The organism is Burkholderia cepacia ATCC 25416, from assembly GCF_001411495.1.
In the GTDB taxonomy this organism is placed as follows: Bacteria; Pseudomonadota; Gammaproteobacteria; order Burkholderiales; family Burkholderiaceae; genus Burkholderia; species Burkholderia cepacia.
In genome coordinates this window covers 3,546,772-3,573,742 of record NZ_CP012981.1, presented here as the reverse complement: position 1 = coordinate 3,573,742, position 26,971 = coordinate 3,546,772, and the positions used below count along the sequence as shown (strand labels likewise).

Sequence of the window (26,971 nt, the reverse complement as noted above, 5' to 3'; positions counted from 1 at the left end):
CAACGCTGTTATGTCAACGACACTCAATGAAAACCTGCTGCTGGCGATTCCGCTCGCTCCGCTGGCCGGCTCGCTGATTGCGGGGCTGTTCGGGAACGCAGTCGGGCGCAAGGGCGCACACCGGATCACGATCCTCGGCGTAATGATCGCGTTCCTCCTGTCGGCGAAAGTCTTCTTCGACGTGATGGGCGGCGCAAGCTTCAACGCGACCGTCTACGAATGGATGAACGTCGGCTCGCTGAAGCTCGAAGTCGGCTTCCTCGTCGATTCGCTGACCGCGATGATGATGGTCGTCGTGACCTTCGTCTCGCTGATGGTGCACGTGTACACGATCGGCTACATGGCGGAAGAAGACGGCTACCAGCGCTTCTTCTCGTACATCTCGCTGTTCACGTTCTCGATGCTGATGCTCGTGATGAGCAACAACTTCCTGCAGCTGTTCTTCGGCTGGGAAGCGGTGGGTCTGGTGTCGTACCTGCTGATCGGCTTCTACTTCACGCGTGAGAGCGCGATCTACGCGAACATGAAGGCGTTCCTCGTGAACCGCGTGGGCGACTTCGGCTTCCTGCTCGGCATCGGCCTGCTGCTCGCGTTCGCCGGCTCGATGAACTACGGCGAAGTGTTCGCGAAGCGCGCGGAACTCGCGAGCCTGCACTTCCCGGGCACCGACTGGGGCCTGCTGACCGTGGCCTGTATCTGCCTGTTCATCGGCGCGATGGGTAAGTCGGCACAGTTCCCGCTGCACGTGTGGCTGCCGGACTCGATGGAAGGCCCGACCCCGATCTCCGCGCTGATTCACGCGGCGACGATGGTGACGGCCGGCATCTTCATGGTGTCGCGCATGTCGCCGCTGTTCGAGCTGTCGGACACCGCGCTGTCGTTCGTCACGGTGATCGGCGCGATCACGGCGCTGTTCATGGGCTTCCTCGGCATCATCCAGAACGACATCAAGCGGGTGGTCGCCTATTCGACGCTGTCGCAGCTCGGCTACATGACGGTCGCGCTCGGCGTGTCCGCGTACCCGGTCGCGCTGTTCCACCTGATGACGCACGCGTTCTTCAAGGCGCTGCTGTTCCTCGGCGCCGGCTCGGTCATCATGGGCATGCACCACGACCAGGACATCCGCAACATGGGCGGCCTGCGCAAGTACATGCCGATCACGTGGATCACGTCGCTCATCGGTTCGCTCGCGCTGATCGGTACGCCGTTCTTCTCGGGCTTCTACTCGAAGGACTCGATCATCGACGCGGTGAAGCTTTCGCACCTGCCGGGTTCGGGCTTCGCGTACTTCGCGGTCGTCGCGAGCGTGTTCGTCACGGCGCTGTACTCGTTCCGCATGTATTTCCTGGTGTTCCACGGTGAAGAGCGCTTCCGCAAGCCGAAGCATCCGGAATCGCCGATGGGCATGGCGGCCGCGCACGGCCACGACGACCACGGTCATGGCCATGGTCATGACGACCACGCGCACGAGCCGCACGAGACCCCGTGGGTCGTGTGGGTGCCGCTGGTCCTGCTGGCGATCCCGTCGGTGATCATCGGTGCAATCGCGGTCGGCCCGATGCTGTTCGGCGACTTCTTCCAGCACGGCGTTGCATTCGACAAGGTGATCTTCATCGGCGAAAACCACCCGGCGCTGGCCGAGATGGCCGAGGAGTTCCACGGCTGGGTGGGCATGGGCCTGCACTCGGTGTCGGGTCTGCCGGTCTGGCTCGCGCTCGCCGGTGTCGTTGTCGCCTGGTTCCTGTACCTGAAGCGTCCGGATCTGCCGGCGTCGATCCGCCGCGCGTTCGGCCCGATCTACACGCTGCTGGACAACAAGTACTACATGGACAAGATCAACGAAGTGGTGTTCGCCCGTGGTTCGGTGGCGATCGGCCGCGGCCTGTGGAAGGAAGGTGACGTCGTCGTGATCGACGGCCTCGTCAACGGCAGCGCCCGGTTCATCGGCTGGTTCGCCAGCGTGATCCGCTTCCTCCAATCCGGTTACATCTATCACTACGCGTTCGCCATGATCATCGGCATGCTGGGGCTCCTGACCCTGTTTGTAACGCTCGGCGGCAAATAAGGCGGGGGACAACTTAATGCACGCTTTTCCGATTCTCAGTACCGCGATCTGGCTGCCGATCGTTTTCGGCCTCCTCGTGCTTGCGGTGGGTAATGACAAAAATCCGGGGACGGCCCGCTGGATCGCGCTGATCGGTTCGCTGCTCGGCCTCGCGGTCACGATCCCGCTGATCACGGGCTTCGATTCGAGCACGGCTGCGCTGCAGTTCGTCGAGAAGTCGACCTGGATCGAGCGCTTTGACATCGCGTATCACCTCGGCGTCGACGGCATCTCGATGTGGTTCGTCGTGCTGACCGCGCTGATCACGGTGATCGTCGTGATCGCCGCATGGGAAGTCATCACCGAGAACGTCGCGCAGTACCTCGCGGCGTTCCTGATCCTGTCCGGGATCATGATCGGCGTCTTCTCGGCGGCCGACGGCCTGCTGTTCTACGTGTTCTTCGAAGCGACCCTGATCCCGATGTACATCATCATCGGCGTGTGGGGCGGCCCGAACCGCGTGTATGCGGCATTCAAGTTCTTCCTGTACACGCTGGCCGGCTCGCTGCTGATGCTGGTCGCGCTGATCTACCTGTACACGGAAACGCATTCGTTCGACCTCGCGACGTGGCAGAACGCCAAGATCGCGATGACGCCGCAGATCCTGCTGTTCATCGCGTTCTTCCTCGCGTTCGCGGTGAAGGTGCCGATGTGGCCGGTGCACACGTGGCTGCCGGACGCGCACGTGGAAGCGCCGACGGGCGGCTCGGTCGTGCTGGCCGCGATCATGCTGAAGCTCGGCGCGTACGGTTTCCTGCGCTTCTCGCTGCCGATCACGCCTGACGCGAGCCACTTCCTGGCCCCCGTCGTGATCACGCTGTCGCTGATCGCGGTGATCTACATCGGCCTCGTCGCGATGGTGCAGGCCGACATGAAGAAGCTGGTCGCGTATTCGTCGATCGCGCACATGGGCTTCGTCACGCTCGGCTTCTTCATCTTCAACCAGCTCGGCGTCGAAGGCGCGATCATCCAGATGATCTCGCACGGCTTCGTGTCGGGCGCGATGTTCCTCTGCATCGGCGTGCTGTACGACCGCGTGCACTCGCGCCAGATCGCCGATTACGGTGGCGTCGTCAACGTGATGCCGAAGTTCGCGGCCTTCGCGATGCTGTTCTCGATGGCCAACTGCGGCCTGCCGGGCACGTCGGGTTTCGTCGGCGAGTTCATGGTGATTCTCGCGGCCGTCCAGTACAACTTCTGGATCGCATTCGGCGCGGCGTTCACGCTGATCCTCGGCGCTGCTTACACGCTGTGGATGTACAAGCGCGTGTACTTCGGCGCGGTGGCGAACGACCACGTTGCCAAGCTGAAGGACATCGGCCGTCGCGAATTCCTGATGCTGGCCGTGCTCGCCGCGTTCACGCTGCTGATGGGCCTGTATCCGAAGCCTTTCACCGACGTGATGCACGTTTCCGTGGAAAACCTCCTCTCCCATGTCGCGCAGTCCAAGCTGCCGCTGGCGCAGTAATCGCGAGCGGAGGAAATCAAGATCATGAACGCTCCTATGAATGTCCTGTTGCCTGACGCGCTGGTGATGGCCGCCATCGTCGTCGCATGGCTGAACGACACCTTTACCGGTGCTTCCGGCCGCCGCCTGACTTACCTGATCGCGGTTGTTTCGTCGGTCGTCGCCGGCGTGTGGTTCGCGGTGCAGGCACTCGACCCGCAGCAGTACTACTTCTTCTCGAAGATGGTCGTCGTCGACTCGTTCGCGAGCACGATGAAGGCCGTCGTGTCGTTCGGTTTCGCGGTCTCGCTCGTCTATTCGCGCAAGTACCTCGAGGATCGCGACATGTTCCGCGGCGACGTGTTCCTGCTCGGCATGTTCTCGCTGCTCGGCCAGCTGGTCATGGTGTCGGGCAACAACTTCCTGACGCTGTACCTCGGTCTCGAACTGATGTCGCTGTCGCTGTACGCAGTCATCGCGCTGCGCCGCGACGCCGCGCAGTCGAGCGAAGCCGCGATGAAGTACTACGTGCTGGGCGCGCTTGCATCGGGCTTCGTGCTGTACGGCATCTCGATGCTGTACGGCGCGACCGGCTCGCTCGAGCTGGGCGAGGTGTACAAGGCGGTCGGCGGCAACACCGACGCAGCCGTGCTGATGTTCGGCGTGGTCTTCATCGTCGCCGGTATCGCGTTCAAGCTCGGCGCCGTGCCGTTCCACATGTGGGTGCCGGACGTCTACCAGGGCGCACCGACCGCGATGACGCTGTTCGTCGGCGGCGGCCCGAAGGTTGCCGCGTTCGCGTGGGGCCTGCGCTTCCTGGTGATGGGCCTGCTGCCGCTCGCGCAGAACTGGCAGACCGCGCTCGTGATCCTCGCCGCGCTGTCGCTGATCGTCGGCAACATCACCGGTATCGTCCAGCGCAACATCAAGCGGATGCTCGCGTACTCGGCGATCTCGAACATGGGCTTCGTGCTGCTCGGCCTGCTCGCAGGCATCGTGAAGGGCGACGCGTCGGCGCCGGCGAATGCATACAGCTCGGCGATGTTCTACGCGATCGTCTACCTGATCACGACGCTCGGCTCGTTCGGCGTGGTGATGCTGCTCGCACGCCGCGATTTCGAAGCCGACACGATCGACGACTTCAAGGGCCTCAACAAGCGCAGCCCGGTGTTCGCGTTCGTGATGATGGTCATGATGTTCTCGCTGGCAGGCATCCCGCCGACCGTCGGCTTCTACGCGAAGCTCGCCGTGCTCGAGGCGACCGTCAACGCGGGCCTCACGTGGCTGGCCGTGCTGGCCGTGATCACGTCGCTGTTCGGTGCCTTCTACTACCTGCGCATCGTGAAGCTGATGTACTTCGATGCACCGCAGGATGCAACGCCGATCACGGGTGATTTCTGCAAGCGCACGATCCTCGTGCTGAACGGCCTGGCGGTCGTCGTGCTCGGCCTGATCCCGAGCCCGCTGCTGACGGCCTGCCTGCAGGCAATTCGCCACACGCTGCCGCTGTAATGTCGGCAGCCGGCTGGTTTATCGTGCTGTTGGCGTTCGTCTGCGCCAACCTGCCGTTCCTGAACCAACGCCTCTTCGCCGTCGTGCCGTTCGGCGCGACGAAGAAGGGCGGGTGGGTGCGGATCGGCGAGCTGATCGTGCTGTACTTCATCGTTGGCGCGCTCGGCTTCTGGCTCGAGTCGCGCGCCGGCAACCGCTTCGAACAGGGCTGGCAGTTCTACGCGATCACGTTCAGTCTTTTCGTCGTGTTCGCGTTTCCCGGCTTCACGTTCCAGTATCTCGTCAAACGACGCTGACGGCTTCGGCCGTCGCGCTCATTTCCGGAGCCGCCGATGGCCGAACTACCCAATCACGACACCGCACTGACCGAAACCTGCCTCGAGAGTGAGGCGATTTTCGACGGCGCGTTCCTCAAGCTCAAGCGCGATATCGTCCGCCTGCCGGATGGCAAGAAGGCCACGCGCGAATACGTCCAGCATCCGGGCGCGGTGATGGTGATCCCGCTGTTCGATGACGGCCGCGTGCTGATGGAAAACCAGTTTCGCTACCCGATCGGCAAGGTGATGGCCGAATTCCCGGCCGGCAAACTCGACCCGAACGAAGGCGCGCTCGCCTGCGCGGTGCGCGAACTGCGCGAGGAAACGGGTTACACCGCACGCGAGTACGTGTTCCTGACCCGCATTCATCCGATCATTTCCTACTCGACCGAATTCATCGACCTGTACCTGGCGCGCGGGCTGACGGCCGGCGAGCGCAAGCTCGATGAGGGCGAATTCCTCGAGACCTTCACCGCGACGCAGGCCGATTTGCAGGAATGGGTGCGCACGGGCCAGATTTCCGACGTGAAGACGATCATCGGTACGATGTGGCTCGACAAGGTGCTGTCCGGTACGTGGCCGCTCGGGCCGGTCCTGACGCCCTGAGTGCGGCGTCAGCGGCGGGTGGGGCGCCGCGTTACAATCCGGTGACGCGACGCCTCCACGTCGCGCGATCGGTAATTAGCACGGTCGTTCACAAAACCGCTTTTTGCGCTACACTCGCCACACGCCCTGATTCAGCATGAAGGTCCTCGATTTGCAGTGCCCGCACGGTCATCGGTTCGAAGGCTGGTTCGCTTCCGCCGATGAATTCGAAGCGCAGTTGTCCCGCAAGCTGGTCGAATGCCCGGTGTGCGGAACGACCGAGGTCAACCGTCTGCCGTCGGCGCCGCGCCTGAATCTGTCGGGTGCGACGCTGGCACAGCCGGCCGATCCGCGCGCAATGCAGGCGCAGGTGATGCGTGCACTGCGCGAGGTGCTGGAGAAAACCGAGAATGTGGGCGAGCGCTTCGCCGAGGAAGCGCGGCGCATCCATTACAACGAGGCGCCGGCACGCAGCATTCGCGGTGTCACGACGCCCGAAGATGCGCAATCCTTGGCCGAAGAAGGCATCGACGTGATGCCGCTGCCGATTCCTGCCGCGCTGAAAGAACCGCTGCAATGACGTATGCAGTGGGTCCTTGCCGGGCTGGACGGCCGCGGCCTGCGTCTGCATGGGACCTGAGTAAGTGTTGAAGCACTACCTCCGGTCGACAGGAGACACTGCGCATGGATCTGGATTATTCCCCCGCCGACGACGCGTTCCGCGTCGACGTTCGCGCCTGGCTCGAGGCCAACCTGCCTCACGCACTGCGCGCCAAAGTACTCGATCACAAACGACTCGACCGCGAGGATTTCGCGAGCTGGCACCGGATTCTTGGCCAGCGCGGCTGGTCCGCGCCCGCCTGGCCGGTTGAATACGGCGGGCCGGGCTGGAACGCGACGCAACGGCACATCTGGGATGAGGAGTGCGCGCGGATCGGTGCACCGACCGTGCTGCCGTTCGGCGTATCGATGGTCGCGCCGGTGTTGATGAAATACGGCAGCGAAGCGCAGAAGCGTCATTATCTGCCGCGGATTCTCGACGGCTCGGACTGGTGGTGCCAGGGCTATTCGGAGCCGGGTTCGGGATCCGACCTCGCATCGTTGCGTACGCGCGCCGAGCGCCAAGGCGATCACTACGTCGTCAACGGCCAGAAGACCTGGACGACGCTCGGCCAGTACGCCGACATGATGTTCTGCCTCGTGCGCACCGATCCGGCCGCGAAGAAGCAGGAGGGCATCTCGTTCCTGCTGATCGACATGAAGACGCCCGGCATCACGGTGCGGCCGATCGTCATGCTCGACGAGGACCACGAGGTCAACGAGGTGTTCTTCGAGGACGTGAAGGTGCCGGTCGAGAATCTCGTCGGCGACGAGAATCGCGGCTGGACCTACGCGAAATACCTGCTTGGCCATGAGCGCACCGGCATCGCGCGCGTCGGCGCGTCGAAGCGCGAGCTCGCGTTCCTGAAGCGCGTGGCGTCGAACCAGCGCAAGAACGGCAAGCCGTTGCATGCCGATCCCGTGTTCGCCGCCAAGGTCGCGGCGCTCGAGGTCGAGCTGATGGCGCTCGAGGTGACGGTGCTGCGCGTCGTCAGCCGCGAGACGAGCGGGAAGGGGCCGGGCCCCGAGGCGTCCATGCTGAAGATCAAGGGCACGGAAGTGCAGCAGGCGCTCACCGAGCTGATGGTCGACGCGATCGGCCCGCTCGCCGCACCGTTCGACGTTCCGTTCCTCGACGGCCAGCGCGAGCACAGCATCGCCGGCGACGACGACGCGGCGCCGCTGGCCGCGTACTACTTCAACTACCGGAAGACGTCGATCTACGGCGGTTCGAACGAGATCCAGAAGAACATCATCGCGCAGATGATTCTGGGGCTGTGATCAGGGAACGGAGACAACCATGGATTTCAGCTTTACCGATGAGCAGCAGCAGTTCGCCGACGCGCTGCGCCGGTATCTCGGCGAGCAATACGGTTTCGAAGCGCGTCAGGCCATCGTGCGCAGCGACGCGGGCGTGTCGGACACGCAATGGAGCGCCTTCGCCGAGCTGGGGTTGACCGCGCTGCCCGTGCCGGACGCACAGGGCGGCTTCGGCGGCGGCCCGGTCGACATGCTGGTCGTGATGCAGGAACTCGGCCGTGCGCTCGTGATCGAGCCGTACTGGGCAACGGCGGTGGGTGTCGAGGCCTTGCGCATCGCCGGCTCCGGCGCCGGTGAGGATGCCGCGCTGCTGGAGGCGGTCGCGCAGGGGCAGAAACGTGTGGCGGTTGCTTTCCACGAGCCGCATGCGCGCTACGACCTGTTCGAACTCGATACGCATGCGCGCGAGCAGGGCGGCACGTACCGCCTGACGGGCACGAAGTCGGTCGTTCAGCATGGCGCGCAGGCGCATGCGTGGATCGTGCCTGCGCGCGTCGACGACGGCGGCATCGGCCTGTTCGTCGTCGAACGGGATGCCGCGAATGCGAAGGTGGCCGACTACCGGACGATCGACGGCCAGCGTGCCGCGACGATCGGTTTCAATGAAACGCCGGCGCGACTGCTGACGGGCGGGGCGCGCGACGCCGCCGCCCTCGAGCAAGTTGCCGATTACGCGACGTTCCTGCTGTGCGCGGAGGCGGTCGGCGCGCTCGACGAACTGAACCGCGCCACGGTCGAATACACGAAGACGCGCGAACAGTTCGGCATGCCGATCGCGCGGTTTCAGGCACTGCAGCACCGGATGGTCGACATGCTGATCCATGCCGAGCAGGCACGTTCGCTGACCTACCTGGCAGCCGTGCGCTACGCGAGTGGCGATGCCGACGCGCGGCGCAAGGCGGTGTCGGCCGCGAAAGCGCGTGTCGGCGCCGCCGCGCGTTTCGTCGGCCAGCAGGCCGTTCAACTGCACGGCGGCATGGGCGTGACCAACGAGGTCGCCGCTGCGCACCTGTTCAAGCGGCTGACGATCATCGAGACGACACTCGGCGACACCGATCATCATCTTGCGCGCATCGCGGCACTGCCCGATTTCGCGCAGGCCGACGCGGCATGACGGCGACGCGCGAGCGCGCCAGACAAGGAGACATCTAGTGGGCATCAGTTACGAAGACCTGGTGGTCGGCAGCACCACCGAAGTGGGCCGTTACACGTTCGAACCCGACGACATCAAGACGTTCGCGCAACGCTACGATCCGCAGCCGTTCCATCTCGACGAAGAAGCCGGGAAGGCATCGCATTTCGGCGGGCTTGTCGCGAGCGGCTGGCATACGTGTTCGGTGTTCATGAGCCTGCTCGTCAAGAAGCTCGGCCCGGACTCGACCAGCATGGGCTCGCCGGGCATCGACTCGATCCGCTGGCTCAAGCCGGTGCGTGCGGGCGATACGATCACGATGTACCAGAAGGTCCACGACAAGCGCGTGTCGGAGAGCAAGCCCGATCGCGGTATCGTGTCGACGGAATGGGTCGGCGTGAACGAGGCCGGCGAGACGGTGATTACCGTGCACACGAAAGTGATCTTCGGGCTGCGCCATCCGGGAGGCGTGCAGGCATGACGGAGATGACGTTGCCGCTGATCGCGTCGGCGCAGGCGCTGCAGGCACGCGTCGGCGCAGAGCCGCTCGCGAGCGGCTGGATCGTGATCGACCAGCATCGCGTCGACGGGTTTGCCGACGCGACCGGCGATCATCAATGGATTCACGTCGATCCCGAGCGCGCGCGACGCGAGTCGCCGTTCGGCGGACCGATCGCCCACGGGTTCCTGACGCTGTCGCTGATTCCGGCGTTGATGACCGACGCGATGCGTTTCGAGCAGAAGATGGGCGTGAACTATGGACTGAACCGCGTGCGGTTCCTGAAGCCGGTGCCGGTCGGCGCGCGAGTGCGTGCGCTGTTTGCGGTAAAGGAAACCGCCGAGGCCGCGCGGAACGGCGTGCAGGTGACGTGGTCGGTGACGATGCAGGTCGAGCGTCCCGATGCGCCGCAGCCGGTTTGCGCGGCGGAATTCATCACGCTGCATTACTTCTGAAGCGGGGAGCGGCATGCACGGATGCCGCTCCGCCCGTCACTTGCGTGTCAGTGCTTCGCGTACTGCGTTGCGCCGAACAGCACCTCGCGTGCCTTGTCGTCCTGCAGCGCCTTGCGCATCGACGCGAGCACTTCGACACCGCGCTGCACGGCCGGTCGTGCGGCGATCGTGTCGTACCAGCGCTTCACGTTCGGCAATTCGTCGAGCACGATGCCCTGGTTCTGCCATGAGCGCGTCCACGGGAACGTCGCAATGTCCGAGATCGTGTACGTGTCGCCCGCGAGATATTCTGATTCACCGAGTCGCTTGTCCATCACGTTGTACAGGCGCTTCGCTTCGTTTGTGTAGCGGTTGACCGCATACTCGATCTTCTCCGGCGCATACAGGCGGAAGTGATGCGCCTGCCCGAGCATCGGCCCGACACCGCCCATCTGGAACATCAGCCATTCGAGCGTTGCATAGCGTGCGGCCGGATCCGTCGGCAGGAACTTGCCGGTCTTTTCCGCGAGGTAGATCAGGATCGCGCCCGATTCGAACAGCGAGATCGGCTTGCCGCCGGGGCCGTCCGGATCGACGATCGCGGGGATCTTGTTGTTCGGGCTGATCTTCAGGAATTCCGGCTTGAACTGGTCGCCTGCGCCGATATCGACCGGATGGACACGATAGGCGAGGCCCGTTTCCTCGAGCATGATGTGCACCTTGTGGCCGTTCGGGGTCGCCCAGCTATAGACGTCGATCATCGTGAACTCCTTTGTTGCGTGCGCGAAAACGGCGCTGGCAGCGCCGCGACAGGCGGTCATTAGAGCATGGATCGATGCGCGCTGCTGGCGACGCAAACGTGCGTGCCGATACGGGTACGCGGGCGAGCGAGCGCTCGCCGCCGACGTCGCGCGCGGCGCTTCGTGGCGGATGCGTTCAGGCAGGTGGAACGCGGGCGTGGCGGCTCAGCGCTTGTAGCGGGGCGGGCGCTTCTCGAGAAATGCGGTGATGCCCTCGAGCCCGTCCGCATGATGCAGCGACGCGACGAAATGATCGCGTTCGGTGCCGAGATGCGCGTCGAGCGGTTGCGTCGTTGCGTCGTCGAGCAGCGACTTGATGCGCGTGAGCGCGTTCGGCGAGATGCCGGCGAGTGCATCGGCCCATGCCAGCGCGTCGGTCAATGCCGCGCCCGGCACGGCGAGCCGGTTGACGACGCCGAGCGTGTGCAGACGTTCGGCTGCGACGGGTTTGCCTTCGAACAGGATCTCGGCCGCGAGCGCGCGCGGCAGTGCGCGGGCGATGAACCACGAACCGCCCCCGTCGGGTGTCAGGCCGACACGCGCGTATGACATCACGAATTTCGCATCGTGCGCGGCGACGATCAGGTCGCACGCGAGCGCGAGCGAAAAGCCCGCGCCGGCCGCCGCGCCTTCGACCGCCGCGATCACCGGCTTCGTCGAAGCGTGGATCGCCGTTACCCATGCGGCGAGCTGATCGATGCTGTCGGCCTGGTAGGACGGATCCTTCGAGCGGTTGTCGAGCAGCCGGTTCAGGTTGCCGCCCGCGCAGAAGAAGCGATCGGCGCCAGTGAGCACGACAGCGCGAATCCCGGGATCGCGCTCGGCGGTGGCGAGCGCCTCGACGCCGGCCGCGTACATGTCGGGATGCAGCGCATTGCGTGCGCCGGGATTGGATAGCGTGAGGACGAGCGTCGAGTCGCTCTCGGGCGGACGCGAGGCCAGCAGTTCAGCACTCATGCGAGCGTGTCTCCATCGGATGGCGGGGCTGCGGCGCCACGCGCGCCGCGCACGCGGATGCGGCCGATGCCGTAGCGGATGTAATGTTGTCGTGACGAACGCAATACTTGCTTTAGACTAGCACGAACGTGCTTTTCAGCGCGACGAATCTCGCTGCGGCCGGCACCGTTGCGGCCGCGTTCCAGCAACGAAGGAGACTCCGATGCTACAGCTGTGCGGTATTCCGTTGTCCAACTATTACAACAAGGTGAAGTTCGTCCTGCTCGAGCACGACATTCCGTTCGAGGAGTCGGTGTGCGGTTTGCCGATCAGCGATCCGGCCCGGCTCGCCGATTCGCCGCTCGGCAAGATTCCGTTCCTGAAGACCGAAGAAGGCGCATTGTTCGAGTCGCAGGTGATCATCGAATACCTGGCGGCACGTTATCCCGAGAAAGGCATTTTCCCGGCGAGCCCGTTCGCGGCCGCGAAGGTGCGCGAACTGGTCGAGACGCTCGAGCTGTATCTCGAATGGATGGCGCGCGAGGTCTATACGGAAGCGTTTTTCGGCGGCAAGGTCAGCGACGGGACGAAGGCGCACGTCGAGAAGCGCCTGCCGCACGCGATCGATGCGTTCAAACAGATGACGCAATTTTCGCCGTATGTGCTCGGCGAGTCGTTCGGCCTCGCCGACATCGCCGCATGGGTCCATCTGCCCGTCATCGGGATGGCGACGAAGGCCATTTTCGGACGCGATTTCCTGCTCGACGCGGGCATCGACTGGAAGGCGCACGCGAAGATCGTCGGCGAGCGTCCGGCCGCGCAGCGCGTGGCAGCCGAGCGCAAGGCGTATATCGAGGCGACGAGCGTCGCGCGTTCGTAAACGCGGTTCCTGCAAGGCGGCCTCTGGCCGCCCGTGCGGGACTTACAGGCGGGCGAGCCGTTCGAGCGCCGATGCGAGCGTGCTTTCCTGCTTCGCGAAGCAGAAGCGTACGACGCCCGATTCGTGCGGCTCGTGATAGAACGCCGACACCGGAATGGCGGCCACGCCGATCTCCGACGTGAGCCACTTCGAGAATTCCGCTTCCGGCAGGTCGCTGATCGCCGAATAATCGACGCACTGGAAGTACGTGCCCGTGCAGGGCAGCAGCTTGAAGCGCGTGCGCTCGAGGCCGGCCCGGAAGAAGTCGCGCTTCTTCTGGTAGAAGTCCGCAAGCGTCAGGTACGGTGCCGGGTCGCGCAGGTAGTCGGCGAGCCCGACCTGCATCGGCGTGTTCACCGTGAACACGTTGAACTGGTGGACCTTGCGGAATTCGGCGGTCAGCGCGGCAGGGGCTGCGACATAACCGACCTTCCAGCCCGTCACGTGATAGGTCTTGCCGAAACTCGACACGATGAAGCTGCGCGCGGCGAGCTCCGGATAACGCGCGACGCTCTCATGGCGCGCGCCGTCATAGACCATGTGCTCGTAGACCTCGTCGGACAGAATCAGCACGTTGGTGCCACGCACGATCTCTTCGAGCTTGCGCATGTCGGCCTCGCGCCACACGGTACCCGTCGGGTTATGCGGCGTGTTGATCAGGATCATGCGCGTTTTCGGCGTGATCGCAGCCGCCAGACGGTCGAACGGAATCGCGTAGTCGGGCGCCTCCAGCGTGACGAACACAGGTGTGCCGCCCGCGAGTTCGATCGACGGCAGGTAGCTGTCGTAGGTCGGTTCGACGACGATCACTTCATCACCCGGATGCACCGTGCACAGGATCGCGGTCAGCAGTGCCTGCGTCGCGCCGGCCGTGACGGTGATTTCGGTCGCCGGATCGTAACGCCGGCCGTAGACCTGCGCGATCTTGTCTGCGATCGCCTCGCGCAGCGGTGCGACACCGGCCATCGGCGGATACTGGTTGTGCCCGTTACGCATCGCGGCGGCAACCGCATCGACGATGCGCGGATCGCAGTCGAAATCCGGAAAGCCCTGGCCGAGGTTCACGGCGCCTTTTTCTGCTGCAAGCGCGCTCATGACCGTGAAGATCGTCGTGCCGACGTTCGGCAGGCGCGAAGGGAAAACGGGAGTCGTTGGCATGTCTGAAGGAGCGTTCATCGATACGGTCGAAATCGGGTGGTGTTGCGGTGCGTCAAGCCGGCGTGGCGTCGAGCGCGCAGGCCTCGGCAAAGGGGGCCGGTTGCGCGATCCGGAAGCCGAAATCGCGCGCAGTGCGCTTCGCGAGCTTCAGCAGCGCGCGGTCTTTCGACACGAGCCAATCGGCCTGGGCGGCGCGGGCGAGTTCAAGAAACTTCTGGTCGTCGCGGTCCTTGCACTTCGGCAGCGGCGGCGCGTCGGCGTCGACGGCCGGCGGCTCGACGAGGCTCGCCAGGCGAGCGACGGTTGCGAGCGCGGCCGCCTTGTCGACGGCGCGCGCCTGGAACTGCGGATAATCGAGCACATACTCGAGTTCGGTCAGGCAGCGGCCGTCGATCACGGCGGCAAGCGTGCCGCGTTCGAGCGCGGCGCGGATCGGGCGCGTAGCGGGGTCGTCGAATACGAGGATGTCGATCCAGACGTTCGAGTCGAGCACGACGCGATGCGCGGCATGCGGGGCGGGAGAGCGGGTCATTCGTTACAATCGGTGGTTTTCGTCTGACCGCAAGGCACGGCGTGCCAGCGAGCCTCTATGATAATCGTTCTCTCTCCCGCCAAATCCCTCGACTACGATACGCCCGCGCACGTCCAGTCTTACACGAAGCCTGCATTCGTCGACGACGCGTCCGAGCTGATCGACGGCCTGCGCAAGCTTTCGCCGCAGGACATCGCGACGCTGATGGATATCTCCGATCCGCTTGCACGCCTGAATTTCCAGCGCTACGCGGACTGGTCACCGACCTTTACGCCGGCCAACGCGAAGCAGGCCGTGCTCGCATTCAACGGCGACGTATATGAAGGATTCGACGCCAAATCGCTGTCGTCCGCCGATCTCGACTATGCGCAGCAGCACGTGCGCGTGCTGTCGGGGCTGTACGGGCTGCTGCGTCCGCTCGATCTGCTGCAGCCGTACCGTCTCGAGATGGGTACGCGTTTCGCGAACGCGCGCGGCAAGGATCTGTACGCGTTCTGGGGCGACCGTATCACGCGGGCGCTGAACGAGCAGCTCGAAACGCGCAGCGGCGCGGCGCGCGTGCTCGTCAACTGCGCATCGACCGAATACTTCAAGTCGGTCAAGCCGAAACTGCTGGCCGCGCCCGTCGTCACGCCGGTGTTCGAGGACTGGAAGGGCGGCCGCTACAAGATCATCAGCTTCCATGCGAAGCGTGCGCGCGGCCTGATGGCGCGTTTTATCGTCGAGAACCGGATTGCCGACCCGAAGGCGCTGAAGGAATTCGCGACGGAAGGCTATGCGTTCGATGCGGCTGCGTCGAACGATTCGACTTACGTATATCGCCGGCGAGTCGGCGAGTGACCCTGCCGGCCGTTCACGAGACGGCCGGTGCATGCATGAGGCCGGGCAAGCGCTATACCGCCTGTTCCGGTCGCCAGCTTTACATGTGACCGGTGTAAGCGCTAAAGCGCTAACTCCGGTCGACAAAGGAGAGACAGATGGCCCTTTCGATCACCAGCAATTTCGACGCAGGCGCAATCGACGTCGTGTCGTGCGACAGCCCCGATGCGATTCGGTTACGCGTGCGCGGCGACAACCGCTCGGAATTCGCGCAATGGTTTTACTACCGCTTGACGGGCGCGCGCGGCGAGCGCTGTGTGATGACGTTCGAGAATGCTGCCGAATGCGCGTATCCGTCGGGCTGGCGCAATTACAGCGCGGTGGCGAGCTACGACCGGGTCGACTGGTTCCGCGTGCCGACGACGTTCGACGGCAAGACGATGACCATCGACCATACGCCGGAATTCGACAGCATCTACTACGCATATTTCGAACCGTACTCGGAAGAGCGTCATGCGGCATTTCTCGGTGCGGTCCAGCAGTTGCCGCAGGCGAGCGTCGTCGAACTCGGTCGCACGGTCGAAGGTCGTCCGATGTCGCTGCTGACGCTCGGTACGCCGGAGACCGACGGCGCACCGAAGAAGAAGGTGTGGATCATCGCGCGCCAGCATCCCGGCGAGTCGATGGCCGAGTGGTTCGTCGAAGGCCTCGTCAAGCGGCTGGCCGGATGGGGCGACTGGGCCGGCGATCCTGTCGCGCGCAAGCTCTACGATCGCGTGACGTTCCACATCGTCCCGAACATGAATCCGGACGGCAGCGTGCATGGCAACCTGCGCACCAACGCGGCGGGCGCGAACCTGAACCGCGAGTGGATGGCGCCCGATGCCGAGCGCAGCCCCGAGGTGCTGGCCGTGCGCGATGCGATCCATGCGATCGGCTGCGACATGTTCTTCGATATCCACGGCGACGAGGATCTGCCGTACGTGTTCGTTGCCGGGTCGGAAATGCTGCCGAGCTTTACCGAGCAGCAGGGCAAGGAGCAGACCGCGTTCATCGAGGCGTTCAAGGTTGCGAGCCCGGACTTCCAGACTGAGCACGGCTATGCGGCGAGCAAGTACAAGGAGGACGCGCTCAAGCTCGCGTCGAAGTACATCGGCCACCAGTTCGGCTGCCTGTCGCTGACGCTCGAGATGCCGTTCAAGGACAACGCGAACCTGCCCGACGAGCGAGTCGGCTGGAACGGCGAGCGAAGCGCGGCGCTCGGCGCGGCGATGCTGGCTGCGATCCTGGTGCACGTCGACACGTTCGCGTAAGCGCAGCGTCGCCGTATGAAAAAAGCCGGAGCATCTCAGGATGCTCCGGCTTTTTTGCTTCTGTCGATGTCGCTTCGTCGAATCAGGACTTCTTCGCGCTCTTCTTCACGACCTTCTTCTGTCCGCTCGACTTTTTCGTTGCGGCGGCCTTCTTGCTGCCGGTGCGGCTCGATGCTTTCGCCTTGACCTTGCCTCGGTGCGACTTGCCCTTGAACTTCTTCGTCGAGGACGTGGAGCGCTCGACGCGCGGCTTCAGCGGCGGAACCGGGTCGTTCCAGCTGAAGGCGAGCATTTGCTGACCGACATAGCCGCATCGGAATTTCAGCGGCGTCGGGTCGCTGCCGTCGCTGTGGATGCCGAGCCCGTCGACCGTGACGATATTGTCGACCTTCACGCGCTGCTTGCCCTGGTCGAACGAGTCGTTCCATGGCGTGATTGTCGCGTTGCCGCTGTCGAATGTGTTCGGCGCGAAGTCGACGCGGTCGAACGCCGACGACGTGCTGGCGATGAAGCTGCCGTGCGCCGCACAATCGGCGGCGAGCGGATCGGCATGCATTTCGTTGACGAATTTGTTGATCAGTTCGGAGCGCTGGTCGAGCAGGTCGGCGAATGCCGGTGTCGGAAGCGCAAGCGACAGGCCCGCAATACAGGCTGCCAGCTTGCCGAGCGCCCGGATAATCCGGAGCGACGCAGGAGAGCTGTCCATCTGGTTATTGGTGAGGAGCGAATGAGACATCGGGCACGTATAGATGCCCGATGAAGAACCGGAGTTCAATCTTAGCGTAAAAAAGTTGTGCGGCAGTAGATGTCGCATTCTGCCGCACCGCGCGAGGCCCTGCCGGCGGGTGATGACGGTACAGCCGCCGGAGGGCGATTCAGGCGCGCGGGCCGCCGAGGCGATAGCGCCGGACGTCGAAGGTCGTGACCCACGCGGGACGATAGACCGCGATGAGTGCCGTTGCCATGCCGGTGAACCACGCTTCGCCGAGTGCGAGAAGCGCGGTGTTCAGCAGATAGCCGGCCGGAATCACGACAGGCACGCCGTCCGCCAGCGCGAGCTGGACCCCGGCCGCGGCAGCGGCGACTGCGATGATTGCGATGGCTGGCGACAGGAATCCCTGGCCGGTGATGAACGACGCGAGATTGTGCGGCAACCATGCGAGTGCGGCGCGCTGCAGCAATGCCGACACGGCGACCGGCAGCGCGCCGTAGATCAGATAGGTCAGGCCAATGCCCTGCCAGGGCGCGTCGAAAATGATCGCGGCAACCGCCGTGACGGTGCCCATCGCGATCAATGCGAGAGTCCAGTCGAACAGTGTGACGAGCAGCGTCGCGCCAAGCAGATGCATGACGATGCCGTCTTCGAGCCACGCATTCGAGGCCCAGAGGACCGTAATGGCGGTGACGAGCGCAAGCCACACGTGCTGGAGCGTGGCGTCCTGCAGGCGCACGAAGGGACGATTCCAGATCGCGAGCGCGAGCAGGGCCACGGCGGCGATCCAGCCACCGATGCCAACCCAGAGCGGAAGCGGTGTGAAGAGGAAACCCATTCGTCCATATTACTCGTTGAGCATCAAAGGTGGGAATCCACACACGCCGACCGTCGCAATATCGAGACTGTCTGGCTAGCGTTCGCGCCGGAACCGTGCCGGCGGTTCAGCGGCGATCGGCAAGTCCTGCGTGCTGTCGATTGAGGCTGGCAACGGGTACGGGCGGTCTTTCCGTTGCGTACGCAGCGGAACCGGGCCCTGTTCGCCGATGGGCGGCTTGCGCGTGCGGTTGCGATTCGCCAGCAGCACCTCGAGGTGGGGCGACAGCCAGCCGTTGTAGATCGCGACCGCGGCGGCGCGGTTGGCGGCACCGAGTTGCTGGAAGATGCTGGCGAGGTGGATCTTGACGGTGCCTTCGCTGATGCCGAGCGTACGGGCGATCATCTTGTTGGTGCTGCCCATATGGACGAAGCGCATGATCTGAGCTTGGCGTGGCGACAAGAGGCCGCTCGGCGGCCGGCGGGGAAGCGATCCGGCGAGCGTCTGGAAATGGGCATCGTAGCGCGCCGCAGCAGTGGAAGGCAGCAGACGGAGCGCGATCGGCGGGATGTAATGTCCGCCCAGCAGAACGATCTCGAGCGCACGCACGATCAGGTGTGGCCGGGTGGAATGCGGGATCACGCCGGAGACACCATAGTTGAAGAAGCGCTGGATGGCTTCCGGCGATGTTTCGTCGACCAGAACGGCGACGGGTGTCGGCGAGCACGCGCTGCAGATCGCCTGAAGCTCGCTGAGTCGGCCGACGTCGAGCCAGTCGATCGCGACGAGGTCGAAACGCTGGTTGCGCAGCAGCCTGCGCGCCTGAAAACTGTCGGGCGCATCGTTGATGCTGGCGTGACGGTCGATCTGTCGTAACAGAGCCTTCAGTCCGTCACGCCGCTCGGCGTCTGAATTGAGCATCAGGAACCGCATATTCAACCTCCTTAATGTGAGCCATTGATTTGCCGTCTGGCATGCCTTGGGTCTGATGATGACAAAGACCTTACACGATGTCTGCTTGGCTGAAAGGCTTAGGAAAAGTATGAAATTTCGGGCGGCAGGATGGCGGACAAGAAAAAAGCCGCTCCGGCGGGAACCGTGAGCGGCTTCGGACGGGCAGGCCGTCAGGGTATTGCTGTGTAGTTCAGTGAAAGTGCGGCTGGGCGGGTGACGCGTCTTCCGGCATTTCCGCGTGGACGATTTCGCCGAGCGGATCTGCGTAAAGCGGTACGCCGCAATCGTCGCAGTATTCGGGTTCGAAGCGGCCCGCGTGCCGCCGGACGTCGGTTACACCGCATTCCTTCAACAGGCTCACGATTTCCTCGAGCGGTCCTTCGATCGGCGCTTCGCCTTCGAGCGTCGCGCTGTCGATCGACACGTCGCCGTTTTCACGGCCGTAAAGCGGCCATACGACACCGTAGATTACGTCGTTGCTGGCACGCCGCGTGAAGCCGACACGATACTCGTCGATACGGCGTTCGCCGAAGCCGGCGACCACCGCGCGCAGCTCTTGCGGTGCCGCACCAAGTGTGTCGAAAAGATAACGAATGGCGGTTCGCACCGTGTGCGGACGCACCCGTTCGTCCGCATCCCGGCAAGCCGAATAGTACGCGTCCGGAAGCAGGCATTCGAACTCGCAGCCGGGCAGGGCGATCGACAGGTTCGGGCCGCCCTGGGCCGTCCATTGCTCGAGGCACTGGCCGCGCTCGATCCGGCTGCCGTTTTCCTCTTCCTGCCATCGGAACAGCGGCGCGCCGGCGGGTGCGGCGACGACGGCGAGCAGGAAGCGCGGGTCGGCCAGGATCGGCGAGGTTTCAGGCAGGTCGCCGAAGCTGAGCTTGGGGGTGTGCTGGGTGATCGCTGCATGAGCGAGCTGCTGGGCCAGCCGGTAGGTCTCGACGTGGTGCCGCGGCAACTGGTCAATGCTGTAAAGGAACGGTGCCAGGCCGACGAGGGTGCCGTTCGCAAGGACGTGTGCCTGCAGGTGCGTTCGCAGCGCGTCGGCAACGTCACTCTTGAGCGGGCCGGACGGAATCATGTAGCGCGTCCATGCGAGAACCGGGACGGCGACCAGCAGCGCGTCGAACGGTTGGCCGTCGTGCTCGATCACCATCGACTCGCTGTGCGTCTCGGCCATGTCGGCGAGCGCGCCATAGGCGTCGGGATGATTCTGCTGAAGATGGTCGAGCGCTGCGTCGAGCGTGGTCTGGTTGCCGTTGCGGACAATCTTGGCGAGCAGCGCGTCGAGCTTCGCTTCCCAGAAGCGATCCTCGATGCGGCTGCCCGACGCGAAGAGCGCAAGCGACAGACCGACCAGTTTGTCGGCATCGGGGGGGAGGCGTTTGGCGATTCGCTGGCGCATATTAAAGACGTATATAGAAAGAGGCGAAGAACCTCACATTCTAGTCCGTTCTTTGCACCATAAGCGGTCTCGTGCCAAGGCATGGCAGATCGGCCGGATTGCAGCCCTTGTAAAAAAGTTGCGTCAAACCCCTTGCGCAGTTGGAAGAGGGTGCTTAGAATCACGCCTCTTTCGCGCTAACGGAAACGCGGCGCGGGAGAGGGAAGCGAAGCTGGTGGTGTGCTGCAGTGTCGGGCGCGCGGCTGGTCTGGAAGTTGAACCCCGCAGTCGCAACGATGTAGTGTAAAAAGTTGTTGACGAGCTGCGAAACACGGTTCATAATCTCGCTTCTCTGCTGCTGAAAACGCAGCGCTGCCGGGAAACACGAAGTTCCTCGCAGATTGCTCTTTAAAAATTAACAGCCGATAAGTGTGGGCGCTTGATGGAAGCGAGCTGATCCTCGGATCAGATAGCAAAAGTATCAAGAGTCTCACACTAAAGTAAGTCAGGTTTATGAAGTAATTCATTTACCTGTCAGCTTTGAGTGAGCGACCGGTTCTTAACCGAACCGAAAACAGTAACAGGTTTAAACTGAAGAGTTTGATCCTGGCTCAGATTGAACGCTGGCGGCATGCCTTACACATGCAAGTCGAACGGCAGCACGGGTGCTTGCACCTGGTGGCGAGTGGCGAACGGGTGAGTAATACATCGGAACATGTCCTGTAGTGGGGGATAGCCCGGCGAAAGCCGGATTAATACCGCATACGATCTACGGATGAAAGCGGGGGACCTTCGGGCCTCGCGCTATAGGGTTGGCCGATGGCTGATTAGCTAGTTGGTGGGGTAAAGGCCTACCAAGGCGACGATCAGTAGCTGGTCTGAGAGGACGACCAGCCACACTGGGACTGAGACACGGCCCAGACTCCTACGGGAGGCAGCAGTGGGGAATTTTGGACAATGGGCGAAAGCCTGATCCAGCAATGCCGCGTGTGTGAAGAAGGCCTTCGGGTTGTAAAGCACTTTTGTCCGGAAAGAAATCCTTGGTTCTAATACAGCCGGGGGATGACGGTACCGGAAGAATAAGCACCGGCTAACTACGTGCCAGCAGCCGCGGTAATACGTAGGGTGCAAGCGTTAATCGGAATTACTGGGCGTAAAGCGTGCGCAGGCGGTTTGCTAAGACCGATGTGAAATCCCCGGGCTCAACCTGGGAACTGCATTGGTGACTGGCAGGCTAGAGTATGGCAGAGGGGGGTAGAATTCCACGTGTAGCAGTGAAATGCGTAGAGATGTGGAGGAATACCGATGGCGAAGGCAGCCCCCTGGGCCAATACTGACGCTCATGCACGAAAGCGTGGGGAGCAAACAGGATTAGATACCCTGGTAGTCCACGCCCTAAACGATGTCAACTAGTTGTTGGGGATTCATTTCCTTAGTAACGTAGCTAACGCGTGAAGTTGACCGCCTGGGGAGTACGGTCGCAAGATTAAAACTCAAAGGAATTGACGGGGACCCGCACAAGCGGTGGATGATGTGGATTAATTCGATGCAACGCGAAAAACCTTACCTACCCTTGACATGGTCGGAATCCTGCTGAGAGGCGGGAGTGCTCGAAAGAGAACCGGCGCACAGGTGCTGCATGGCTGTCGTCAGCTCGTGTCGTGAGATGTTGGGTTAAGTCCCGCAACGAGCGCAACCCTTGTCCTTAGTTGCTACGCAAGAGCACTCTAAGGAGACTGCCGGTGACAAACCGGAGGAAGGTGGGGATGACGTCAAGTCCTCATGGCCCTTATGGGTAGGGCTTCACACGTCATACAATGGTCGGAACAGAGGGTTGCCAACCCGCGAGGGGGAGCTAATCCCAGAAAACCGATCGTAGTCCGGATTGCACTCTGCAACTCGAGTGCATGAAGCTGGAATCGCTAGTAATCGCGGATCAGCATGCCGCGGTGAATACGTTCCCGGGTCTTGTACACACCGCCCGTCACACCATGGGAGTGGGTTTTACCAGAAGTGGCTAGTCTAACCGCAAGGACGACGGTCACCACGGTAGGATTCATGACTGGGGTGAAGTCGTAACAAGGTAGCCGTATCGGAAGGTGCGGCTGGATCACCTCCTTTCCAGAGCTATCTCGCAAAGTTGAGCGCTCACGCTTATCGGCTGTAAATTAAAGACAGACTCAGGGGTCTGTAGCTCAGTCGGTTAGAGCACCGTCTTGATAAGGCGGGGGTCGTTGGTTCGAATCCAACCAGACCCACCATTGTCTGACGTGTCGGTGATCGTTAGCGCTTTAGCGCTTACGAGTACCCCAAGCCGACCGGCTAACACCTGAGGGCATCTGTACTCAATGGGGGCATAGCTCAGCTGGGAGAGCACCTGCTTTGCAAGCAGGGGGTCGTCGGTTCGATCCCGTCTGCCTCCACCAATCACCAACGCTAAGTGCTTGGTTCATATGATGAACCGAGAATTTTGCATTGGCGATTGAGCCAGTCAGAGCGGTACGAAAGTATCGGCTGTCGTTCTTTAACAATCTGGAAGAAGTAAGTAATTTGGATAGCGGAAGCGTCTTGAGATGGACGTGGAAACTATCCGGGTTGTGATTGTATCGATGTATCTCAAGATGATTCGAACTCTAAGTTTGACTCAATTGGAATACGGCACAACGCGAGAACTCAACCTGTAGCGACTGTCGATGAGACAGACTCGTTATAGGGTCAAGCGAACAAGTGCATGTGGTGGATGCCTTGGCGATCACAGGCGATGAAGGACGCGGTAGCCTGCGAAAAGCTACGGGGAGCTGGCAAACAAGCTTTGATCCGTAGATGTCCGAATGGGGAAACCCACTCCTTTTGGAGTATCCATGGCTGAATACATAGGCCATGTGAAGCGAACGCGGTGAACTGAAACATCTAAGTAACCGCAGGAAAAGAAATCAACCGAGATTCCCAAAGTAGTGGCGAGCGAAATGGGATGAGCCTTGCACTCTTTATTTGTATTGTTAGCCGAACGCTCTGGAAAGTGCGGCCATAGCAGGTGATAGCCCTGTAGGCGAAAACAGTATGAAAGAACTAGGTGTGCGACAAGTAGGGCGGGACACGTGAAATCCTGTCTGAAGATGGGGGGACCATCCTCCAAGGCTAAATACTCGTGATCGACCGATAGTGAACCAGTACCGTGAGGGAAAGGCGAAAAGAACCCCGGGAGGGGAGTGAAATAGATCCTGAAACCGCATGCATACAAACAGTCGGAGCCTCGTAAGGGGTGACGGCGTACCTTTTGTATAATGGGTCAGCGACTTACGTTCAGTAGCAAGCTTAACCGTATAGGGCAGGCGTAGCGAAAGCGAGTCCGAATAGGGCGTTCAGTTGCTGGGCGTAGACCCGAAACCAGGTGATCTATCCATGGCCAGGATGAAGGTGCGGTAACACGTACTGGAGGTCCGAACCCACTAACGTTGAAAAGTTAGGGGATGAGCTGTGGATAGGGGTGAAAGGCTAAACAAACCTGGAAATAGCTGGTTCTCTCCGAAAACTATTTAGGTAGTGCCTCGTGTCTCACCTTCGGGGGTAGAGCACTGTCATGGTTGGGGGGTCTATTGCAGATTACCCCGCCATAGCAAACTCCGAATACCGAAGAGTGCAATCACGGGAGACAGACATCGGGTGCTAACGTCCGGTGTCAAGAGGGAAACAACCCAGACCGCCAGCTAAGGTCCCCAAATATAGCTAAGTGGGAAACGAAGTGGGAAGGCTAAAACAGTCAGGAGGTTGGCTTAGAAGCAGCCACCCTTTAAAGAAAGCGTAATAGCTCACTGATCGAGTCGTCCTGCGCGGAAGATGTAACGGGGCTAAGCTATATACCGAAGCTGCGGATGCGTGCTTGCACGCATGGTAGGAGAGCGTTCCGTAAGCCTGCGAAGGTGCCTTGTAAAGGGTGCTGGAGGTATCGGAAGTGCGAATGCTGACATGAGTAGCGATAAAGGGGGTGAAAGGCCCCCTCGCCGTAAGCCCAAGGTTTCCTACGCAACGTTCATCGGCGTAGGGTGAGTCGGCCCCTAAGGCGAGGCAGAAATGCGTAGCTGATGGGAAGCAGGTCAATATTCCTGCACCATTGTTAGATGCGATGGGGGGACGGATCGCGGAAGGTTGTCCGGGTGTTGGAAGTCCCGGTCGCTGCATTGGAGAAGGCACTTAGGCAAATCCGGGTGCGTAATTCAAGGGTGTGGCGCGAGCTTCTTCGGAAGCGAAGCAATTGGAAGTGGTTCCAAGAAAAGCCTCTAAGCTTCAGTCTAACGATGACCGTACCGCAAACCGACACAGGTGGGCGAGATGAGTATTCTAAGGCGCTTGAGAGAACTCGGGAGAAGGAACTCGGCAAATTGGTACCGTAACTTCGGGATAAGGTACGCCCTTGTAGCTTGACTGGCCTGCGCCAGGAGGGTGAAGGGGTTGCAATAAACTGGTGGCTGCGACTGTTTAATAAAAACACAGCACTCTGCAAACACGAAAGTGGACGTATAGGGTGTGACGCCTGCCCGGTGCCGGAAGATTAAATGATGGGGTGCAAGCTCTTGATTGAAGTCCCGGTAAACGGCGGCCGTAACTATAACGGTCCTAAGGTAGCGAAATTCCTTGTCGGGTAAGTTCCGACCTGCACGAATGGCGTAACGATGGCCACACTGTCTCCTCCCGAGACTCAGCGAAGTTGAAGTGTTTGTGATGATGCAATCTACCCGCGGCTAGACGGAAAGACCCCATGAACCTTTACTGTAGCTTTGCATTGGACTTTGAACCGATCTGTGTAGGATAGGTGGGAGGCTATGAAACCGGAACGCTAGTTTCGGTGGAGCCGTCCTTGAAATACCACCCTGGTTTGTTTGAGGTTCTAACCTTGGCCCGTGATCCGGGTCGGGGACAGTGCATGGTAGGCAGTTTGACTGGGGCGGTCTCCTCCCAAAGCGTAACGGAGGAGTACGAAGGTACGCTAGGTACGGTCGGAAATCGTGCTGATAGTGCAATGGCATAAGCGTGCTTAACTGCGAGACCGACAAGTCGAGCAGGTGCGAAAGCAGGTCATAGTGATCCGGTGGTTCTGTATGGAAGGGCCATCGCTCAACGGATAAAAGGTACTCTGGGGATAACAGGCTGATACCGCCCAAGAGTTCATATCGACGGCGGTGTTTGGCACCTCGATGTCGGCTCATCTCATCCTGGGGCTGTAGCCGGTCCCAAGGGTATGGCTGTTCGCCATTTAAAGAGGTACGTGAGCTGGGTTTAAAACGTCGTGAGACAGTTTGGTCCCTATCTGCCGTGGGCGTTGGATATTTGAAGGGGGCTGCTCCTAGTACGAGAGGACCGGAGTGGACGAACCTCTGGTGTACCGGTTGTCACGCCAGTGGCATCGCCGGGTAGCTATGTTCGGAAGAGATAACCGCTGAAAGCATCTAAGCGGGAAACTCGCCTTAAGATGAGATATCCCTGGGGACTAGATCCCCTTGAAGGGTCGTCCGAGACCAGGACGTTGATAGGTCAGGTGTGTAAGCGCAGTAATGCGTTCAGCTAACTGATACTAATTGCCCGTAAGGCTTGATCCTATAACAAGTCTGCCTTGTAGATCGGCGCCGTGTGAAAGCACCGGCCGCAAGATCCAGAGCGACATGTTGGATTCTCGTGTGTGATACACACAACCTAATTACTGCTTCTTCCCAGATTGGTTCTGTTGGCCACGCCAGCAGGACAACCCTCTTTGCCTGATGACCATAGCGAGTCGGTCCCACCCCTTCCCATCCCGAACAGGACCGTGAAACGACTCTACGCCGATGATAGTGCGGATTCCCGTGTGAAAGTAGGTAATCGTCAGGCTCCCTAAGCCAGAAACCCCCGCCCGAACAGGCGGGGGTTTTTGCATTTCGGCGACGAAAATATATCTGCGTTTGGAGAAAGGGCACGTCATTCATCCCCTCTACTTGGCGCGCCGGCCCGATCACTCAGCTGTAATCCTGCAGTCAAACCCTGCCCCGAAACGAAACCACGCGATTTGATACGATCGAAGCGGCGCCGGCGATTGCACTCGTCGACGTTCATGTTCGAAACCAGGGCTTGATGGAGAGGGCGGGAATGAATATCGGCGACGCGTCGCGCGAATCCGGAGTCAGCGCAAAAATGATCCGGTACTACGAACAGGTTGGCCTGCTTGCGCCGAGCAAACGTACCGACGCCGGCTACCGGATCTACGGCGCGGACGAAATTCATATCCTGCGCTTCATCCGTCAGGCGAGACGCCTAGGCTTTCTCGTCGAGGACATCCGCAAGCTGCTAACGCTCTGGCAAGATCGTTCCCGCGCGAGCTCAGAAGTGAAGTCGATCGCGCTCGAGCACGTGGCCGAACTCGACAAGCGCATCGCGGAGCTGAGCGACATGCGCGACACGCTGGCCGATCTTGCTGCGCACTGTCATGGTGACGGGCGTCCCGAATGCCCGATTTTGGCGCGTTTGTCCGACCCCGTCAGTGAACCAAATTAGTGCGCGTACTCGAGGATCAAGACGGGCCTCGATTCGATTTCCATAAAAATCAATAGGTTACGTGAAATTGATGCTCAGCCATTCCAAACAGGAATGGCTTCCATGCAAGTATTTCACTAGCATCTTGGTGCGGCATCGCTATAATTCGGGAT

Annotated in this window: 22 protein-coding genes, 2 tRNA genes and 3 rRNA genes; 19 read left to right on the top strand and 8 right to left on the bottom strand. The window is 61.6% G+C overall.

Annotation, left to right across the window (positions count from 1 at the left end; all coding sequences use genetic code 11):
- Positions 1-10: 10 nt before the first annotated feature.
- From nuoL to APZ15_RS16480, 10 genes are all read left to right on the top strand, one after another.
- Positions 11-2,065, top strand: coding sequence for an NADH-quinone oxidoreductase subunit L (gene nuoL, locus APZ15_RS16525; RefSeq protein WP_021162816.1), 2,055 nt, complete (start codon positions 11-13; stop codon positions 2,063-2,065).
- A gap of 16 nt (positions 2,066-2,081) precedes the next feature.
- Positions 2,082-3,572, top strand: coding sequence for an NADH-quinone oxidoreductase subunit M (locus tag APZ15_RS16520; RefSeq protein ID WP_021162817.1), 1,491 nt, complete (start codon positions 2,082-2,084; stop codon positions 3,570-3,572).
- Between the two features lie 36 nt (positions 3,573-3,608).
- A complete protein-coding gene (gene nuoN, locus APZ15_RS16515) occupies positions 3,609-5,063 on the top strand; it encodes an NADH-quinone oxidoreductase subunit NuoN (protein ID WP_027786870.1) in 1,455 nt (484 codons plus the stop codon).
- Positions 5,063-5,359: a DUF2818 family protein gene (locus APZ15_RS16510; RefSeq protein WP_021162819.1), complete on the top strand. Its 297-nt coding sequence runs from the start codon at positions 5,063-5,065 to the stop codon at positions 5,357-5,359. Before nuoN ends, APZ15_RS16510 begins: the two co-directional genes overlap by 1 nt.
- Positions 5,360-5,395: 36 nt before the next feature.
- Positions 5,396-5,986 carry an NUDIX domain-containing protein gene (locus APZ15_RS16505; protein ID WP_027786871.1) on the top strand — a complete coding sequence of 197 codons (591 nt, stop codon included), beginning with the start codon at positions 5,396-5,398 and terminating at the stop codon, positions 5,984-5,986.
- A 136-nt stretch (positions 5,987-6,122) separates the two neighbouring features.
- Complete coding sequence (locus APZ15_RS16500) at positions 6,123-6,545, top strand: DUF1178 family protein (RefSeq protein WP_027786872.1); 423 nt, start codon at positions 6,123-6,125, stop codon at positions 6,543-6,545.
- 104 nt (positions 6,546-6,649) lie between these two features.
- Complete coding sequence (locus APZ15_RS16495) at positions 6,650-7,846, top strand: acyl-CoA dehydrogenase family protein (RefSeq protein WP_027786873.1); 1,197 nt, start codon at positions 6,650-6,652, stop codon at positions 7,844-7,846.
- Positions 7,847-7,865: 19 nt separating this feature from the next.
- Positions 7,866-8,999, top strand: a complete 1,134-nt coding sequence (locus APZ15_RS16490) for an acyl-CoA dehydrogenase family protein (protein WP_027786874.1) — start codon at positions 7,866-7,868, stop codon at positions 8,997-8,999.
- A gap of 37 nt (positions 9,000-9,036) precedes the next feature.
- Positions 9,037-9,498 (top strand): MaoC family dehydratase, encoded by a 462-nt coding sequence (locus APZ15_RS16485; protein WP_027786875.1) that lies wholly within the window; start codon positions 9,037-9,039, stop codon positions 9,496-9,498.
- A complete protein-coding gene (locus tag APZ15_RS16480) occupies positions 9,495-9,971 on the top strand; it encodes a MaoC family dehydratase (protein ID WP_027786876.1) in 477 nt (158 codons plus the stop codon). Before APZ15_RS16485 ends, APZ15_RS16480 begins: the two co-directional genes overlap by 4 nt.
- Before the next feature lie 47 nt (positions 9,972-10,018).
- On the opposite strand, the gene APZ15_RS16475 is transcribed toward APZ15_RS16480, so the two are convergent.
- Together APZ15_RS16475 and APZ15_RS16470 are read right to left on the bottom strand one after the other, a co-directional pair.
- The gene (locus APZ15_RS16475) at positions 10,019-10,711 is read right to left on the bottom strand and encodes a glutathione S-transferase N-terminal domain-containing protein (RefSeq protein WP_027786877.1); all 693 of its coding nucleotides are present in this window, start codon (positions 10,709-10,711) and stop codon (positions 10,019-10,021) included.
- 204 nt (positions 10,712-10,915) lie between these two features.
- The gene (locus APZ15_RS16470; RefSeq protein WP_027786878.1) at positions 10,916-11,707 is read right to left on the bottom strand and encodes an oxepin-CoA hydrolase, alternative type; all 792 of its coding nucleotides are present in this window, start codon (positions 11,705-11,707) and stop codon (positions 10,916-10,918) included.
- A 202-nt stretch (positions 11,708-11,909) separates the two neighbouring features.
- Here APZ15_RS16470 and APZ15_RS16465 point away from each other — a divergent pair, with 202 nt between their 5' ends.
- Complete coding sequence (locus APZ15_RS16465) at positions 11,910-12,566, top strand: glutathione S-transferase family protein (RefSeq protein WP_027786879.1); 657 nt, start codon at positions 11,910-11,912, stop codon at positions 12,564-12,566.
- Positions 12,567-12,608: 42 nt separating this feature from the next.
- Here APZ15_RS16465 and APZ15_RS16460 read toward each other — a convergent pair whose 3' ends face one another.
- Both APZ15_RS16460 and APZ15_RS16455 read right to left on the bottom strand, forming a co-directional pair.
- Entirely contained in the window at positions 12,609-13,781 is a 1,173-nt protein-coding gene (locus tag APZ15_RS16460; protein WP_027786880.1) for a pyridoxal phosphate-dependent aminotransferase, read from the bottom strand.
- Between the two features lie 34 nt (positions 13,782-13,815).
- Positions 13,816-14,295, bottom strand: coding sequence for a putative toxin-antitoxin system toxin component, PIN family (locus APZ15_RS16455; protein ID WP_021162828.1), 480 nt, complete (start codon positions 14,293-14,295; stop codon positions 13,816-13,818).
- A 57-nt stretch (positions 14,296-14,352) separates the two neighbouring features.
- On the opposite strand from APZ15_RS16455, the gene yaaA reads away from it, so the two are divergent.
- A complete protein-coding gene (gene yaaA, locus APZ15_RS16450; protein ID WP_021162829.1) occupies positions 14,353-15,135 on the top strand; it encodes a peroxide stress protein YaaA in 783 nt (260 codons plus the stop codon).
- A 137-nt stretch (positions 15,136-15,272) separates the two neighbouring features.
- Positions 15,273-16,427: a M14 family metallopeptidase gene (locus tag APZ15_RS16445; RefSeq protein WP_021162831.1), complete on the top strand. Its 1,155-nt coding sequence runs from the start codon at positions 15,273-15,275 to the stop codon at positions 16,425-16,427.
- 82 nt (positions 16,428-16,509) lie between these two features.
- Here the strand turns inward: APZ15_RS16445 and APZ15_RS16440 are convergent, their stop codons facing one another.
- The 4 genes from APZ15_RS16440 to APZ15_RS16425 all read right to left on the bottom strand — a co-directional run bounded on the left by APZ15_RS16440 (position 16,510) and on the right by APZ15_RS16425 (position 20,318).
- The gene (locus tag APZ15_RS16440) at positions 16,510-17,163 is read right to left on the bottom strand and encodes a BspC domain-containing protein (RefSeq protein WP_027786881.1); all 654 of its coding nucleotides are present in this window, start codon (positions 17,161-17,163) and stop codon (positions 16,510-16,512) included.
- 139 nt (positions 17,164-17,302) lie between these two features.
- Positions 17,303-17,977, bottom strand: a complete 675-nt coding sequence (locus tag APZ15_RS16435) for an energy-coupling factor ABC transporter permease (protein ID WP_027786882.1) — start codon at positions 17,975-17,977, stop codon at positions 17,303-17,305.
- A gap of 75 nt (positions 17,978-18,052) precedes the next feature.
- Positions 18,053-18,889, bottom strand: coding sequence for a response regulator transcription factor (locus APZ15_RS16430; RefSeq protein ID WP_027786883.1), 837 nt, complete (start codon positions 18,887-18,889; stop codon positions 18,053-18,055).
- A gap of 211 nt (positions 18,890-19,100) precedes the next feature.
- The gene (locus APZ15_RS16425) at positions 19,101-20,318 is read right to left on the bottom strand and encodes a DUF2863 family protein (protein WP_027786884.1); all 1,218 of its coding nucleotides are present in this window, start codon (positions 20,316-20,318) and stop codon (positions 19,101-19,103) included.
- Positions 20,319-20,885: 567 nt separating this feature from the next.
- Between APZ15_RS16425 and APZ15_RS16420 the strand changes: the two genes are divergently transcribed.
- The 6 genes from APZ15_RS16420 to cueR all read left to right on the top strand — a co-directional run bounded on the left by APZ15_RS16420 (position 20,886) and on the right by cueR (position 26,819).
- Positions 20,886-22,418, top strand: a 16S ribosomal RNA gene (locus APZ15_RS16420).
- Positions 22,419-22,481: 63 nt separating this feature from the next.
- Positions 22,482-22,558 (top strand) — tRNA-Ile (locus tag APZ15_RS16415).
- Positions 22,559-22,647: 89 nt separating this feature from the next.
- Positions 22,648-22,723, top strand: a tRNA-Ala gene (locus APZ15_RS16410).
- A gap of 287 nt (positions 22,724-23,010) precedes the next feature.
- Positions 23,011-25,891: ribosomal RNA gene (locus tag APZ15_RS16405) — 23S ribosomal RNA — on the top strand.
- Positions 25,892-26,046: 155 nt separating this feature from the next.
- A 5S ribosomal RNA gene (gene rrf / locus APZ15_RS16400) occupies positions 26,047-26,159 on the top strand.
- Together the 16S, 23S and 5S rRNA genes with 2 tRNA genes alongside form the textbook arrangement of a ribosomal RNA operon.
- Positions 26,160-26,414: 255 nt before the next feature.
- Entirely contained in the window at positions 26,415-26,819 is a 405-nt protein-coding gene (gene cueR, locus APZ15_RS16395; protein ID WP_027786885.1) for a Cu(I)-responsive transcriptional regulator, read from the top strand.
- Positions 26,820-26,971: the final 152 nt, after the last annotated feature.